Genomic DNA, 16,467 nt, shown 5'->3' on the forward strand with positions numbered 1-16,467 from the left:
GTAGCCGCTCAAAACCAACAGTGCAGTCGGTTCGCAGATACGACCTAGGAGTCGGGAATGGGCAAGTTAATTAGCCTCAAGCTAGATGGTGATTTCAATCAGGGCTTTCGAGTAACGCTGGAGATTGGATCAGAAAGCGATACTGACAATGCTGCTTACGCAGTACACCCGGAAACGGAAATCAAAGGCTGGTTGCCTCCTGCTACAGAACTCACTCAACAATATTACGGCTGGCAGTCTACCTATCGCAGTCTCGGCAAGAGCAGTCGAATTATCAAGCCGAAAGCTATCAAAATTGACGGTTCTTTGCAAAAGAACCAACAGGAGTGTCACAACAGAGCCAATGAACTATGCGATCGCTTTAATACCTGGCTGAGAGCTGATTCTTTTTTCTCAATTCGAGAGAAGTGGCTGGAGAAGGTCAGAACTTCCGAGGAAGTGCGGATCATTATTAGCGCCGAAAACCACCAACTATGGCAACTCCCCTGGCAACAGTGGGATTTTTTGGAGCGTTACAGCAAGGCGGAAATTGGACTAAGTACTCTGGAGTACGAAAGACCCCCAGGAGTCTTGGCACCCCCTTGTCAAGATCGGGTCAGAATTCTGGCAATTTTGGGTAATAGCTACAAAATTAACGTTGAACAAGACCGACATCTACTAGAAAAACTGCCCAATGCAGAAGTAACTTTTCTCGTAGAACCGCAACGTCAGGAATTAAACGATCAACTTTGGGAGCAAAACTGGGATATTTTGTTCTTCGCTGGTCATAGTAACACTGAGGGCGAAAGGGGTCGAATTTACATCAATCAAAAAGATAGTTTAACTCTTGATCAACTCAAACATGCCCTCAAACAAGCAGTAGCAAGCGGCTTACAGTTAGCAATTTTTAACTCCTGTGACGGTCTAGGATTAGCGCGTGAGCTAGAAAAACTGCACATTCCGCAAATGATTGTGATGCGGGAGCCAGTAGCAGATTTGGTAGCACATGCCTTTTTGAAATATTTTTTGCAGGCATTTTCTACTAGTAAACATCTCTATTGGGCAGTCCAGGAAGCACGGAAGCGACTACAAGGCTTAGAAGATAAATTTCCCTGTGCCAGTTGGTTGCCAGTGATTTGCCAGAATCCGGCAGCCATACCCCTAAGATGGCCACAGTTACCAGCTTCCCCCAAAGTTACACCCTCCCCAGAAGATCAGCCAGAGAGCAGACAAAGCCAGCTAGACCAAAAGGGTAGACGCTGGCAAAACCTTCTCGTCGGGAGTATCTTGATCACTGGCTTGGTGATGGGGATACGCTTGTTGGGGGGATTGCAGCCAGCGGAGTTATGGGCTTTTGACCAGTTAATGCGGCTGCGACCAGATCCAGGTCTTGATAGCCGCCTTTTAGTGGTCAAAGTCACTGAACAAGATATCCAAAAACAGTCTCAGTATCCCTTAAGCGATCGCACTATGGAACAGCTGCTCAAAAAACTACAGCAGCATCAACCACGAGTCATTGGTTTGGATATCTATCGAGATTTGCCAGTAGCACCTGGTCATGCTGATTTAGCGGCTCATTTGCAGCGTAATCAGCGTCTTGTCACCATTTGCTTTGCCGGAAAGCCAGAAGCTAACAATCCTGATCAAGTAGGTGTTCCACCTCCTCCTGATAGCCCCCAAGAGAATAGAAGCTTTAGTGATATTGCTGTTGACCCCGATGGTGTTGTGCGTCGCCATCTATTTTATTTGATTCCCGACCCCAAATCTGCTTGCCAGGTGAGATATGCTTTCAGTGCCGAATTAGCATCTCGTTACCTAGAAACAGAGGGGATCAAAACATCAGCAACTTCGGAAGGTTACTTGAAGTTCGGCAAAACTGTTTTGCGTCCATTGGAAAAACATACGGGCTTCTATCACTACCTAGATGATCGCGGACACCAAGTACTACTCAATTACCGCTCCTCCTCCAAAGTTGCCCAAGAAGTCACCCTCACAGAAGTTCTCAACAATGATTTTAATCCCGATTTGGTCAGGAACCGCATTGTTTTAATTGGCGTCACTGCCCCCAGCGTTAAGGATTATTTTGCGACTCCTTATGGCACAACTCTTGAGAACAAAATGTCAGGAGTATTTGTTCATGCACAAATGGTGAGTCACATGGTTGATGTGGCTAAACAAGAAAGAGCATTGCTTGGTTTTTTGCCGCAATGGGTAGACGCTCTTTGGATTGGGAGTTGGTCTGTAGCAGGAGGGTTAATAGTTTGGTGCTTCCGAGCTTCATTAAATCAGAGGTTAGCAGTAGGTGTTGCCATTGTCATCCTCTATAGTTTTTGCTTCGGCTTTTTGCTTGTGGGTATTTGTCTGCCCCTTGTACCATCAGTACTAGCTCTAGTAGTAACCTGGGGATTAAAAGACCATCTACTTAACTATTAATCAATTGATTTATTGTCCAAGGTTAACTTATCACAAAAACTAGATCTGTCAGTTAACCAGTATTAGTTTCTCGGCTTAGCAATAAGTCTGAATTTCGGGAGTATGAATTATGATTTGCAAAAGTACTTTTTGGGGAATGAAATTAATCTGTGGGATTGCTGTATTTATTAGTTTAATAAGCAACCCTCTAGAAGTAGAGGCACAGTCTACCAACTCAAAACTTTCGACAGTACAATTCAATCGACCAAATTTGTCAAATAGAGGAGCACCAGGCAATAGAGAACAAGGAGGAAGCCGCAATGGGTCTCAATGTCCGGCTCTAGAACGAGAAGAAGCCTTCACTGCTTTAGTACCTCGCTATAAAACACCAGAGAGTTTAGAAAATGTCTGGGGATTAACAACGGCGGCATCTCCAAATTTCTGGTTTTATGCACCTTACGAACCGACAGAAGTCCAAGTTGGAGAGTTAATACTCTGGGACGAAACTGACGAGAATTCCCGCAATCATCAGAAAATTTACCAGGGCACTTTCACCTTAAACAACACTCCTGGAGTAATTAGTCTGCGCCTACCTTCTACTGTCAAATTAGAGAGAACAAGGAACTACCATTGGTATGTGTCAATTCCTGTTAATTGCAATTCCCGTTACGTATCCGTTGATATCAACGGTTGGATTGAACGAGAAGAACTAGAAACTGCTATACCAATTTCCTTAGAACCACTATCGAGGAAAAAAGTTATAATTTATGCCAAAAATGGCTTTTGGAATGATGCTTTAACTCTCTTAGCTCAACTGCGCGCTAATGATCCAGAGAATGAAACTCTGGCTGCCGATTGGGCAAAGCTTTTGGGAGATGTTGAGCTAGGACATCTTGGGCAAAAAAATATTGTTCCTTGCTGTACTCTGGAACAATCTAAAATTTGAATCCCAACTGCCCATTGAGTCCCCGTACAGAATGGTAGCCGACGCCGACTATCAAATTATTAGTGGGGTTAAGTTGAACACCTCCAGAAAAAGCGACGCCCTGGTCTTCAGAATAAAAGCCTATTCCCACATAGGGGGAAATTTGACTCAGCAGTGGCAGATTAATGAATGCTAGTGCATCAACTCCTATGGAATCGTCTGTTCCTCTGCCCAATTCTGCCCCTAGATTAAAGGCTCTTGCTCCTACAGAAAATGTTGTCTCGCCATCGCGACCACCAACGGATACCCAAGGCTGAGGAACTAGTTGGGCTGTCGCTTGCCCTCTAGCCAACATTACTAATAAAGGGGTAAAGATACTGTACAGAATGGTATTTTTTAGGGTGGAAAAGCTGATTATCATAGTTGACACTCAAAGCTTAAGTCTATCTTCTCCAAGATACTGGTAATTCTCAATAGTTGGCAATAAAAAAATCCTCTCACTCAAAGTTTTTGATCAAGTTTTAGCTTTGCCTAAATTAGACTTTTGGGTAGCCATCTAACTATTCTGGGAAGCTCATCTTTCCAGTTAACACAAGCACGTTGCTCTGAAGACATTCCTGCAGTGAAGAAATCGAGATCTTTCTTGGATAAAGGAGACCTTTGACAAAAAAATGGATGCCAAGGTCTGCGACTAAAATAGCTAAAAAATAGCGCAGAACGATTTAACTTGGTTGGCGGCATACCGCGATGATAATGTCGGGCTGCATCTACAAAAATAACAGTACCTGCTAGACCGGTGCATGTTGTTATTCCCTCTGAGGCGGTGGTAGCAAAAATTTCTTTTAGGTCTTTATCGAATACGGATTTGTATCTTTCTTTTACTGAATTGCACACTAATAAGTTAGCTTCCGACTGCATATACTGGAAAGGACCACCGTCTTCATTGACATCATTGAGATAAATGCCAACTTTAATCATACGTCGATCTTCTCTGTCTCTGTGCCAAGCTCTCGGTCCAATTTCTTTTCCATCGGCAATGCTCAAAATGAACAACAAACCATCATAGGCTACTGGAAGGCCGAGATATCTTTCAGCAATCTTCAAAAGTCGGTCGTTGAGTCCCCACTGAAAAATATCCTTGTATTTTATTAGCTGAGCAGAAGTGGCGTGAATCTCATATTTACTTTGATTTGCAGGTAGTAAAGAAACCTCTGTGAGTTCTTGAGATAACTTTTTGGTTGCTTCTAAAAATTCTGCAGTATTGGGAATATCTAGCTTTTCTAGAGAGGTGATGCAAATTCCCTTTTCCTCTAACTCTTCGACAATTTGTGCCTCCATCGAGTTGAGAACTGGCAATTTACTGTAATGTTCTTCGAGGTATTTCTGATATCGCGGGTAGAAGATATTCTTCTCTATAAAAAGAGGTTTCGATAAGTTCCAAGCCATTTGCGAAGGTAGTGAGGCAATTTGTTTAAACCTCCATGTCAGCCACTTTACCAATTTTGCCGTTACCAGGACTAATATCTCCATAAATATTCTGAAGGTGTCTTACGTTTATTCCAAGATCATCTTGCAATCATCAGGCAACTTATTCAGGAAAAAAATTCTAAAATTTTCTGCTGAATGCCCAATAATTGAAGACTGCTGTTATAAGTCCTTACGCGTACTAATTAATTTAGTTATGACTACTCGGCTACAGTTTTAGCAAGATTTTTCCAGAGATGCCACTAACAAAAAAAAGTAATCAATTATGCAGGTTTAATAGCTTTTACTAAGCAAACAATATAAGTATAGACTAAAAAACACAAAAAAACATTTGGTATTTATTCTCTAGCCACAAAAAAATATTTGGTACTAAATAGCTTGTGTTACAATACTTAATATATTAATTAAATCACACATATTTTCTTTACCGGAGCTTAGAAATAAAGAATAATTTTGTGCTAGGCTTCTCTAAATGATCAACACGAGATATATTGGTGCTTGACTAAAATTATTATCCATAAAACTCTCAAAAATGCATTTGATCCACCAGCAAGAGATATGGGTTTTAACAGTTCAAGGATGGCTAATCACTATCGTTTGCGTTATCACAGCAATACTGTTTCTACTAACTCAGATCTACACTTTTTTGGCTTTCAATTCTCCAATTGAGGCGGACATTTTGGTTGTCGAAGGGTGGGTGCAAGACTATGCAATAAAAGAGGTAATCCAGGAATTTGAAAGAGGCAGTTATCAGAAACTAATTACCATCGGACCGTCTTTGTCAACAGGATACTATCTGGCTCAATATAAAAATTTTGCCGAACTGGGAGCAGCAAATTTAATGGCACTAGGTTTTGCTCCAGATAAACTGGTCGCCGTTCCCACACCAGATGTTATCAGAAATCGTACTAATGCTTCTGCCGCTACTCTGCGTCAATGGATAATGGATTCAGGATTGAACATAAAATCAATCAATCTTTATACCTTCGATGCCCATTCCCGCAGGAGTTGGCTGATTTTCAAGCAAACTCTTTCTCCTGAAATTAAACTAGGTGTAATTGTCCTAGAACCACTCATATATAACCCCAAACGTTGGTGGGTTTCTAGTGCAGGAGTACGGTCAATTATTTCCGAAACAATCGCTTATCTCTACGTCCGTTTTGTTGATTGGAGGGGCTAAAAACAAAAAAGTCAAAGTGCTCAATATTGAAAAGCTCGTACCAGTAATTTTTATGGCAGCCCTTGTTTAACTAAGCTTAATCTAATGAGGGAAGAAGACAGTAAAATAAGAAGCAGGTGTTTCTTCGTAAGAAACTCAATTTTGCTAAATACCCCGAAAGATAACACTTGTCATCAACAACCTCAAATGTTAAAAAGCAATCAAATTGTACAAAAATTGTCTTGGCAGTTAAGACTGGTACTTCTATTACTTTTTAGCAGTGTACTGAACCTTGGTCAGAGTGTAACCCACGCTCAGCTCATCCCCGATAATACCCTAGGTATAGAAAGCTCCGTTGTTACTCCCCAAGAGGCACGAGATTTAATACAAGGGGGGGCAATTCGTGACGCTAACCTCTTTCATAGTTTCCTCGAATTTAATGTTAATCAGGGAGGGCAAGTATATTTTGCTAGCCCAGAAGGCATTGCTAATATTCTGACGCGGGTAACGGGAAGCAATATCTCTCGTATCCTCGGGACATTGGGAGTTGATGGCAGTGCCAATCTATTTTTAATTAATCCTCGTGGTATTGTTTTTGGTGCCAATTCTCGTTTAGATGTTGCCGGTTCCTTTACTGCTACCACTGCTGATAGCATCTGGTTGGATAACTATCAATTCAGCGCTACCCAACCGGAAGCACCACCCCTGTTGACTATTAAGATAACACCGGGATTGCGGTATGGCAGCAATCCGCCATCCAGGACAATTAACAATCAAGGTATTTTATCGGTAAATCAAGGACAAAACCTCACCTTTTTTGGCGGAACAGTTAATCAGACAGGTTCACTAATCGCACCAGGTGGAACAATTCAAGTTTTAGGTTCCCAAGTAAGCTTGTTGCATAACGCCAGCGTTGATGTATCCTCCGAAGCCGGAGGCGGTAACGTCTTGATTGGGGGAGACTTTCAGGGTAAAGGTGAAATTCCCCTGGCTGAAAACACCTATATTGGTTCTGACGTCACCATAAAAGCTGATGCTCTACCGTCACAGTTTCCAGCAGAGAGTGGTAATGGAGGGAGAGTAATTGTTTGGGGTGATCAAGCAGTCAGCTTTTATGGCACAATAACCGCTCGTGGTGCTAGCCTTGCCTCCCCTACTGCCTCCCACGGTGGCTTAGTCGAAGTTTCTGGCAAAGAAAGCCTGCAATTTGCCGGAACTGTAGATACTAGCGCCCCCAATGGAACTGTGGGTACTCTGTTGCTTGACCCCAAAGATCTGACGATTCAACCAGATGGCACTCTCAGTGGTCAAGCTGTTAGTCAAGCTCTTACAGTAAATGATGTTATTTTACAAGCTAATAACGATATTACGATTGACGATGATATTTTGATTTTGGGGGTAGCAGAGAATAGTCTTAGCTTACAGGCAGGCCGATCGCTTATTATTGCACCCAATCGTACCATCTCTCTGAATGGCGGTAATTTTAGCGCCATTATTAATGACGAAAATGCCTTAGCATCAGAAAGAGATGCGGGAGTTGCTCAGTTTGTAAGCAACGTAGGCTCCCAGATTTTAAGCAATGGCGGGGATGTCACAATTGCATCGGGAACCTTTGCTGAAACAAGTGAAATCAATACCGTCCAGGGCAATATCAACACTGGTAGTATTTCAGGTAACGGTGGTCAAATTAACCTGTTTGCCCTCGGTAACATTTCGACTGGACTGTTAGATAGCAGGGGTAGTTCTAGCGCTGGTGATATTACTATTAGCAGCGCTGGTGCAGAAGTTATTACTACTAACTCTCTGGTAGCTGATTCCCAGCTAGAAGCGGGAGATATTTCTATTAATGCTGTAGGTAACCTCAGCATCAATGGTGATATTACCTCCTTTGGAGCAACCGCAGGAGGAATTACTCTCACCAGTGGCGGTATTTTATCTACTCAAGAAGCCAACATCACATCTGGTCGAATTAGCAATGCCAACAATAACCTCAGTTCTAGTTCTCCAAAAGGGGTCGCTATCAACGCTGGGTCAGTCATTCTAGAAGGTTCTGTGGTTAATGCTATCACGCAGAGTGATGGTACTGGAGGTGATGTAGAGTACAACGTGGCAGAAGAGGTGATACTGCGAAATAGTAATACAGGCACTCTTGCCGCTACCAACAGTGGCGATTCTGGGAACTTCACCCTGAATGCCCGTAGATTGAGCATCATCAAAGTACCTGAGTCGATGGTACCTCTGCCGACGGGCATTGGCATAGAGGCTAGCCCCTTTAGAAGTGCCACTGGTATTGGTACAACAACTAGTCCATTGAGCAGTGGTAACGGAGGAGACATCACCATCAACGCCTCTGAATCTATTGAGATTATTGGCGATCAGCCTGGAGCATTTAATCCAATTCCCGACCAACTAGCTAACACGCTGCTTCAAGAACTAGAAAATAACACGGGGATCATCACATCTGCCTTGGGGGATGGGGATTCGGGGAATGTGGTGGTTAATAGTGGGCGCTTATTGATTCGTGATGGAAGCGGAATTACTACGTTTCCGATCCTAGGTAAGGGAGGAGATTTAACGGTTAATGCCAGAGAAATCTTGCTGCAAGGTAAGGCAACCATCGGGACGTTAACCCTAGGTGATGACGCTGGGGATTTGACAATCAGCGCTGATCAATTAACTATTACCCATGGCGCAACTCTTGGCGCTACTACGTTTGGTGTGTTTGGTAGTGGCAATGCTGGGAAGTTGACCCTATCAGTTGGTCGTCTGAGCATCTATGATGGTTCTCTGGTTGGGTCATCGACACTAGGACAAGGAAATGGTGGAACGACGCTCATTGAAGCTTCCGACCTGATAGAAGTAGTTGGTGTTTCGGCAGACGGTAGTGCCCGCAGTGGTATAACAACCAATGCCTATACACCGGAAACTGGCGATGCTGGGTCATTGACCATTACGACTGATCGATTGGTAGTCCGACAAGGAGGAGAGATTGCTACAGCTACCGTTGGTATCGGGCAAGGGGGAACACTGGCGATCAATGCTCGCACACTTCAGTTAGATAATGGTCGGATTAACACCTCGACAGCGGGTTCCGGTAACGGAGGCGATATTACAATCCGAGCTTCAGAAGCTGTGGAAATCAGAGGCGCGGGGTTTGATGACCTGCAACAACAGATTATCATACCTGCCTTCGAGGATACACTCAAGCTCGAAAATTTTCAGGACGGTATCGTCACAGCTACCGGGGGTGAGGGGGCAGCAGGAAACGTTTTTATTGAAACCCCCAACTTCCTTGCCCGTGATGGAGGATTGATTGCAACTTCCACTCTGGCGGGAAAAGAGGGGGGAGATATTACCATCAATACTAGCAATATCTTAGAGTTAGACAACTCTGTGTTGGGTACTGGCACATTTACCGATGCTCCATCTGGTAATGTTACCTTAAATGCCCGCCAACTCATAGCGCGAGGAGGGGCACAGGTCTTGACCACCACTTTTGGCTCAGGGCAAGCAGGAGATTTAACAGTCAATGTATCTGACTCGATTGAGCTGATCAATCCTAACAACCAGGGTATTCTGCTGAGTTCTGGCTTGTTTGCCTCTTCGGCTCAAACCGCCTCCGGAAATGGTGGAGACGTCAACATTAATATTCCCACTGGCGAGTTAAATATCCGCGAGGGTGCCACTGTTTCCGTCAGTGCTGAAGGTGAAGGCAACGCAGGTGATGTTAACGTTGATGCCCGTTCTATCTTCCTCGATCAAGGTTCCATCACAGCCACCAGTACCTCTGGAGAAGGAGGCAACGTTAATCTACAGGTGGCTGACAACCTGATTTTACGCAATAACTCTCAGATTTCTACTCGTGCGGGAACTCAAGATGGTGGCGGTGGTAATGGCGGCAATCTGAGCATTGATTCCCAATTGATTGTGGCTATTTCAGCAGAAAACAGTGACATTACTGCCAATGCTTTTGAAGGAAAAGGTGGCAATATTAACCTGACTGCCCAGAGTATTTTTGGGTTACAGGTGACAGACCAATTAACACCAAAAAGTGATATTTCTGCTAGTTCACAACTGGGCATTGATGGTACAGTCAACCTCAACACGCCCAATACCGACCCGCTTAAAGAATTAACTGAATTGCCCTCTGCTTTAACCGATCCTTCTAGTCAAATTGCGGCAGGTTGTGCCGCCGATAATAGTCATCAGTTTGTTGTTACAGGCAGAGGTGGTTTACCAGAAGACCCCCGACAAGCACTGCGTGGTCAAGTTGTTTGGCAAGATTTTCGAGTCGCCCCTGAGCCGAGTAGGCAGAAAGAAAGTCTCATCAGGGAGATAATCGGGCGCAGGGACGGGAGTAACAATAGTACAAATGATAAATCAGCAACTGTACCAGCTCAGGGATGGATTTTTAATGAGCAAGGGAAAGTAGAATTGGTAGGAAATTCTTCTTTAATCAGTCGTAATGCTTGGGATAATCAGATGAATTGTGGTGCCTTGCCACGTTAACTATTTGTTGAATTCGCTTAAACTTATAGGTAGTGTGAAAAATGCTTGACAAAAAAATTGAGTGTTAAGTAAAGAAACCAAATTAAAAACTACCAAAGTGTGGCAATTTTGTGAGCAAATAAAGACGTGAGCGTCTCTCGTAAATTGATTCTGGCTTTACTAACTTTTTCACTGGTAACCACAGTTTTACCGGCAACAGCCAGATATTCTGTTTCCTCTTACCAACTCAGTTTAATTCCTAGTTACCAATCCCCAGTTACTCTACTGGAACAAGGAAAGCGACTTTATGACGCCGGACAGTTTGCCGCTGCGGCACAACTCTGGAAACAGGCGGCTGAAGCTTCACAACAAGGGGAAAAGTTACACAATCAAGCCATCAGCTACAACTATCTCGCTATTGTTTACCAAGATTTGGGACAGTGGGAAGCTGCCCAGGAAACAATTGCTTTAGCAATCGCTTTGCTTGATGCACCAGAAAGTAACCTTCGGCAAACCAGGGACGGCCCTTTCCTTTACGCTCAAATACTTAATACTCAAGGCAGCTTACAGCTCAAAATGGGTCAGGCAGAAGCCGCTCTTGAAACTTGGCAACACTCAGAAACTATCTATCGTTCCCTTAAGGATTTAACTGGAATAGTTTTAAGCCAAATCAACCAAGCTCAGGCTCTGCAAACCTTGGGACTCTATCGACGATCACGTACTAAACTAGAGCAAGTTAATCAAGACCTTGCAGCTTTACCTGAATCTTTGCTTAAGGCTAGGGGTTTGGCTAGCTTGGGTGTTACCTTGCGAGTCGTGGGAGATTTAGAACGTTCCCAACTAGTTTTGTCCGAGAGTTTAGCTATTGCCAAACGGCTTAATTCGATTCCTGATCTTGTAGAAGCCCGATTTCGGTTAGGGAATACTGCCATGGCAAGGCAGAATTTTGAGCCAGCATTAGCCCTCTATCAACAAGCGATAGACCAAGCGACAAACCCCCAAACTCGCCTCAAAGCTCAACTTAATCAACTGAGACTGTTGATTGAAACCCAACAATCAGAAGCAGCAGCGGGACTTATTCCTCAAATCAAAGGGAATCTGGCAACTCTTCCTCCCAGCCGTGCACTGGTTTATGCTCAGGTGAATTTGGCAGAAAGTTTAATGAGGTTGGGGAGTCAAAATTTCCAGTCCGATAGCCCAGGAATTGCTCAACTCTTGACCAGAGCAGTGCAACAGGCAAGGGAATTGAAAGATTCTAGAGCAGAATCTTATGCCTTGGGACAACTGGGGCATCTGTACGAACAGAACCAGCAATGGTCAGAAGCCCTAGAGTTAACCCAACGGGCAATCGAGCTGTCCCAGGGAATGCGGGCCGCTGATATTACGGCAAATTGGTACTGGCAGCAGGGAAGAATTCTTAAAGTCCAAGGGGAGGTAACAGGAGTAGACTACCACATTGGTGCAGCGATCGCTGCTTATGACATGGCGGTCAGTACCTTAGAATCTCTGGGTCAAGACTTGGTTGCCGTGAATCCTGAGGCGCAGTTTTCTTTTCGAGAGCAAGTTGAGCCGGTGTATCGCCAGTTAGTGCAATTGCTGTTGCAAGATGTAGACAGCCTACCTGAAGCCACCAGACAACAACACTTACGACGCTCTAGGGAAGTAGTAGAGGGGCTGCAAGTAGCGGAGTTAGAGAACTTCTTTCGAGAGGCCTGCTTGAGCTACAAACGCCGCTCTATTGATGAAATTGATTCAACCGCAGCAGTGATTTATCCGATTATTCTTGACCAACGTTTAGAGGTGATACTCTCTCTACCCGGACAGCCTTTACAACATTACGGAATTGACCTCTCACCACAAGCAAGAACAACAGTATTCGAGGATTTGCTCAAGTCTTTACACCCTTTTTTCTCGACATCTGAGATTTTGCCTGCTGCTCAACAGCTTTACGACTGGTTACTGCGTCCGGCTGCTGCCGATTTAGAGCGCCAAGGGATTAAAACTTTAGTATTCGTCCTCGATGGTTTTTTACGCAATTTGCCGATGTCAGTTCTCCACGATGGCAAGCAATATTTGCTAGAGCGCTACAATATTGTCCTTAGCCCAGGATTGCAATTACTGGAGTCTCAGCCTTTTGCTGTTGAAAGTGTCAATGCTTTAGTTGGAGGCTTGGCAGAAGCGCGTCAGGGCTTTCCTGCTTTACCTGGTGTAGGACAAGAGATTGAGCAAATTGCCGCTAGTATCCCGGTGCAAGTTCTGCTTAATCAAGACTTCACTCGCTCTAGTTTCCAACAGCGAGCTGAGGAGATGCCGTTTTCTGTGGTTCACCTAGCTACCCATGGTCAATTTAGCTCTAAAGCAGAAGATACTTTTCTCTTAACTTGGGATGACCGCATTAATGTCAAAAATTTAGACCAACTACTAGAAGACCGAGACGAGCGTGAATCAATTGAACTATTAGTTCTTAGTGCCTGTCAGACGGCTAGAGGTGACAAACAAGCTGCTTTAGGACTAGCCGGAATGGCTGTACGTTCTGGAGCAAGAAGCACTCTAGCAACCCTTTGGGCAATCCAGGATCAGTCAACTTCTCAATTGATGGCCGAGTTTTACCACCTCTTAACTCAACCGGGAGTGACTAAAGCCGAGGCATTGCGTCAGGCGCAATTATCTTTGTTAAACTCATCCCAGTACCAGCATCCCTACTATTGGTCACCTTTTGTTTTAGTAGGGAATTGGCTCTGATGGGTGAGTACTGAAAACATAGCTAAAATACGAAGATTTGCTGAGTACTCAATTTCTGGATTACGAACCCCAGGTCTTTGTTAGCCTTGTTAGCAGCTCTACTTGAGTACCGTGCAGACTTGATGGTGAGTTTTATGCTAGTACAGCAATAGTGAAACAAATCACCAACCAGAGGATAAGACAAGCACATGGTAGGAATACGCTCATCTGCTCAGGAACTCTTCCGGGCTGCTTACGAAAACCGCTATACTTGGGATAAAAACTTTCCTGGATATGCCGCAGATGTTACCCTGAAGCAGGATGCTGAGGTATTTACAGGCACAGTTTGCGTCAATCCAGATCTCAAGGCCGAAGTGTTTGAGGTAGCTGACGAGCAAGCGAAGCAAGCAATTCATGGTCAGTTGTTTGAGGTGGCGATTCACCGCATACGTCGTAGCTTTGAGGAAACTCATGGCAAAAACTCGTTTAGCTTTGGTAGTACCGAGGATAATGGTGCCGTCGAAATTCTTTTAGGTGGCAAAGGCGATCGCTACAAAGTCCGCAACAATGAAGTGTGCTTTGTCCATCGCCATATTCACGGTGTTGTTGTTACTATCAACACTTTTAGTATTCACGACACTGGAGAAGGCTATTTGTCTCACCGCTATGACTCTGTATACCATGACCCCAAAACAGGGGAACAAAAAGGTGGAAAGAGCGAGTTTGAAGATAATTACGAAAAAATTGGTAATTACTTCATTCTGACACGTCGAATGATCAGCACCGAGACGGCAGGAGAACCTACCGTGCAGGAATTTATCTTCTCTAACGTCAAGTTGTTGTCAGCCGTTAACGCTTAGGCTGTACCGTCGCAATTCCTGTCACATCTACTTAATCAACGCTGGTTAAAGGGATGAGGTAGGGGAGGGAAGAAGTGATTAGCTGTGAGGTATTAGGTGGTAAGTTTTCCAAAAGCCTAAGACTTAAGACCTTACAGCTAAAACTTTTTTAAGGGATGCTTAAGCTGATAATACTTTGCTAAGATCTAAGAATTTCTTGGGGTTAACTCTTTTACAGGGTAGAGGCCACCATGATTGACTTAACTGTTGCTATCCCCACCTACAATGGCGCCCATCGTTTGTTTGAGGTTTTAAAAAAACTACAGGCACAAACCAATACAGAAAATTTAGCTTGGGAAATTATTGTTGTTGACAACAACAGCACTGATGATACAACTACAGTTGTGGAACACTATCAAGCACATTGGCAGGCAAATTGTTCCCTCAACTATTGCTTTGAAGCTCAACAAGGAACAGCTTTTGCTCGACAGCATGCGGTTGAACGAGCAAGAGGAAAACTAATCGGTTTTTTGGATGACGATAACCTGCCCCAAGCAGATTGGGTAGCTGCTGCTTATGCTTTTGGTCAAACTCATCCTCAAGCAGGGGCTTACGGCAGCAAAATCAGTGGTGATTTTGCAGTCAAGCCACCCCGGTATCTCAAGAGTCTGGCTTATTATTTAGCCATTATTGATCGTGGACTAACAGCTAGTAAATATGAACCCCATCAGAGAATATTACCACCTGGAGCTGGCTTAGTCATCCGCAAGCAAGCTTGGCAAGAGGCGGTTCCCCAGCGTCTTTTTTTGAATTATCAGGGACGAGAAGCCGGTTTAGCTAGTGAAGATTTAGAAGTAGTTATCTACATCCAAAAAGCTGGTTGGGACGTCTGGTATAACCCCCAAATGCAAATTGTTCATCAAATTCCAGCTTGGCGATTGGAAAAAGATTACTTAGTTTCTCTGATGCGTTGCGTGGGTTTAAGTAGGCACCACATTCGCATGCTGAGACTTGCCAGTTGGCAAAGGCCACTTGCTACTCCTGTTTACCTGCTCAATGATTTCCGCAAACTGCTACAACATTTGCTGGTAAGACCCAAAATAAGCAAATCTGAGATTGTGGTAGCTTGCGAACGCCAACTACTATTAAGTATCTTACTCAGTCCATTTTTCTTAGGTAAAAAGAGGTATCAAGATTGGGTAAAGCCAAGAAAAAACAAAAGATTTTTCCCAGCAATTAAAAAGTCTTTTGGTTACTGATTATTAATCAAAAGTCACCTAAGCTCTAATTTTGATTAAAACTATAATTTTTGGTTGAGCAGTAGGTGGTAGATCATTAGAACAGCTATGCAAACTAAATTGGTCATTAAGTCAATGATCAACCAAGGGATGAAGCATTACCAGTACGATACAAAAAATAGGAGAAATATTGTTGACTTCACTATAGCCATACCTACCTACAACGGTGAAAGCCGTTTGCCTAGAGTTTTTGAAAAACTGCGAGAGTGCTGTACATATATTGCCCAAGAAACGGTTGAAGCAAAAAAGATTTCTGGGGAAATTATTGTTATTGATAATAACAGCCAAGACAACACTGCAAAAGTGGTTCAAGAATATCAAAACATCTGGCAAGAAGCTTACCCTTTGAAGTACTGTTTTGAAGCTAAACAGGGGCTAGCTTTTGCTCGTCAAAGGGCAGTCGATGAAGCGCAAGGAACCTTCATTGCTTTCCTGGATGATGACCTCCTCCCAGCTAGCGACTGGTTAGCATCTGCCTATTTTTTTGCTCAAAAACATCCGCAAGCTGGAGCCTACGGTGGTCAAATACACGGTGATTTTGCAATACCACCACCGGAAAATTTTAGTCGCATACAATCTTTTTTAGCAATTAGAGAGCGCGGTTCGACAGCACATTTGTACGAACCCCAAAAATTAATTTTGCCCCCTGGATGCGGCTTAGTTGTGCGCAAACAAGCTTGGTGTGAAAATGTACCTCGCCGCCTTAGCCTTACAGGAAGAGTGAAAGGAGAAATGATCGCGGGGGAGGACTACGAAGCGTTACTACATATACATAGTGCAGGCTGGGAAATTTGGTATAACCCTGCCATGCATTCCTATCATCAAATACCACACCAAAGATTAGAAAAAGATTATTTAATCCCTCTAGTTCGTGGCTGTGGTTTATGCACTTGCCATCTACGCTTAGTGAATATCCCAACTTGGAAAAAGCCAGTAATTATGCTCAAAGTCATGCTAGGGGGTTGGCAACGATTATTAAGGCATCTAATTAAGCACCGTTGGCCAGTAGCAGATAATCTGGTATTGGCTTGCGAAAGAGAATTTTTATTAAGTGTTTCTTTGAGTCCTTTTTATTTTTTAAGAAAAAGTCTACAAAACAAAACTATTGAAGTTACTGATAGTTTCTAATTAAACTCTAAAAACCATCAACAACTTCAATGA

General features: G+C 43.7%; 10 protein-coding genes. 8 read left to right on the plus strand and 2 right to left on the minus strand.

The window, feature by feature from the left end; genetic code table 11:
* The first annotated feature begins 57 nt into the window (after window positions 1-57).
* Both ACT7WV_RS19610 and ACT7WV_RS19615 read left to right on the plus strand, forming a co-directional pair.
* Window positions 58-2,412, plus strand: coding sequence for a CHASE2 domain-containing protein (locus tag ACT7WV_RS19610; RefSeq protein ID WP_445104504.1), 2,355 nt, complete (start codon window positions 58-60; stop codon window positions 2,410-2,412).
* A 109-nt stretch (window positions 2,413-2,521) separates the two neighbouring features.
* Window positions 2,522-3,337 carry a DUF928 domain-containing protein gene (locus ACT7WV_RS19615; protein ID WP_445104505.1) on the plus strand — a complete coding sequence of 272 codons (816 nt, stop codon included), beginning with the start codon at window positions 2,522-2,524 and terminating at the stop codon, window positions 3,335-3,337.
* Here ACT7WV_RS19615 and ACT7WV_RS19620 read toward each other — a convergent pair.
* Together ACT7WV_RS19620 and ACT7WV_RS19625 are read right to left on the minus strand one after the other, a co-directional pair.
* Window positions 3,327-3,737 (minus strand): hypothetical protein, encoded by a 411-nt coding sequence (locus ACT7WV_RS19620; RefSeq protein ID WP_445104506.1) that lies wholly within the window; start codon window positions 3,735-3,737, stop codon window positions 3,327-3,329. The two genes, ACT7WV_RS19615 and ACT7WV_RS19620, sit on opposite strands and share 11 nt — an antisense overlap.
* 110 nt (window positions 3,738-3,847) lie before the next feature.
* Complete coding sequence (locus ACT7WV_RS19625) at window positions 3,848-4,846, minus strand: hypothetical protein (protein ID WP_445104507.1); 999 nt, start codon at window positions 4,844-4,846, stop codon at window positions 3,848-3,850.
* Window positions 4,847-5,333: 487 nt separating this feature from the next.
* On the opposite strand from ACT7WV_RS19625, the gene ACT7WV_RS19630 reads away from it, so the two are divergent.
* From ACT7WV_RS19630 to hpsE (ACT7WV_RS19655), 6 genes are all read left to right on the plus strand, one after another.
* A complete protein-coding gene (locus ACT7WV_RS19630) occupies window positions 5,334-5,981 on the plus strand; it encodes a YdcF family protein (protein WP_445104508.1) in 648 nt (215 codons plus the stop codon).
* Between the two features lie 186 nt (window positions 5,982-6,167).
* Entirely contained in the window at window positions 6,168-10,469 is a 4,302-nt protein-coding gene (locus tag ACT7WV_RS19635) for a two-partner secretion domain-containing protein (protein ID WP_445104509.1), read from the plus strand.
* Between the two features lie 126 nt (window positions 10,470-10,595).
* Window positions 10,596-13,190, plus strand: a complete 2,595-nt coding sequence (locus tag ACT7WV_RS19640; RefSeq protein WP_445104510.1) for a CHAT domain-containing protein — start codon at window positions 10,596-10,598, stop codon at window positions 13,188-13,190.
* Between the two features lie 188 nt (window positions 13,191-13,378).
* Window positions 13,379-14,029: a DUF3386 domain-containing protein gene (locus ACT7WV_RS19645; protein ID WP_445104511.1), complete on the plus strand. Its 651-nt coding sequence runs from the start codon at window positions 13,379-13,381 to the stop codon at window positions 14,027-14,029.
* A gap of 230 nt (window positions 14,030-14,259) precedes the next feature.
* Window positions 14,260-15,267 (plus strand): hormogonium polysaccharide biosynthesis glycosyltransferase HpsE, encoded by a 1,008-nt coding sequence (gene hpsE / locus ACT7WV_RS19650; protein ID WP_445104512.1) that lies wholly within the window; start codon window positions 14,260-14,262, stop codon window positions 15,265-15,267.
* 87 nt (window positions 15,268-15,354) lie between these two features.
* A complete protein-coding gene (hpsE, locus tag ACT7WV_RS19655) occupies window positions 15,355-16,434 on the plus strand; it encodes a hormogonium polysaccharide biosynthesis glycosyltransferase HpsE (protein WP_445104513.1) in 1,080 nt (359 codons plus the stop codon).
* Window positions 16,435-16,467 lie beyond the last annotated feature (33 nt).

The sequence above is a fragment of the Symploca atlantica LB2515 genome, from assembly GCF_052546295.1.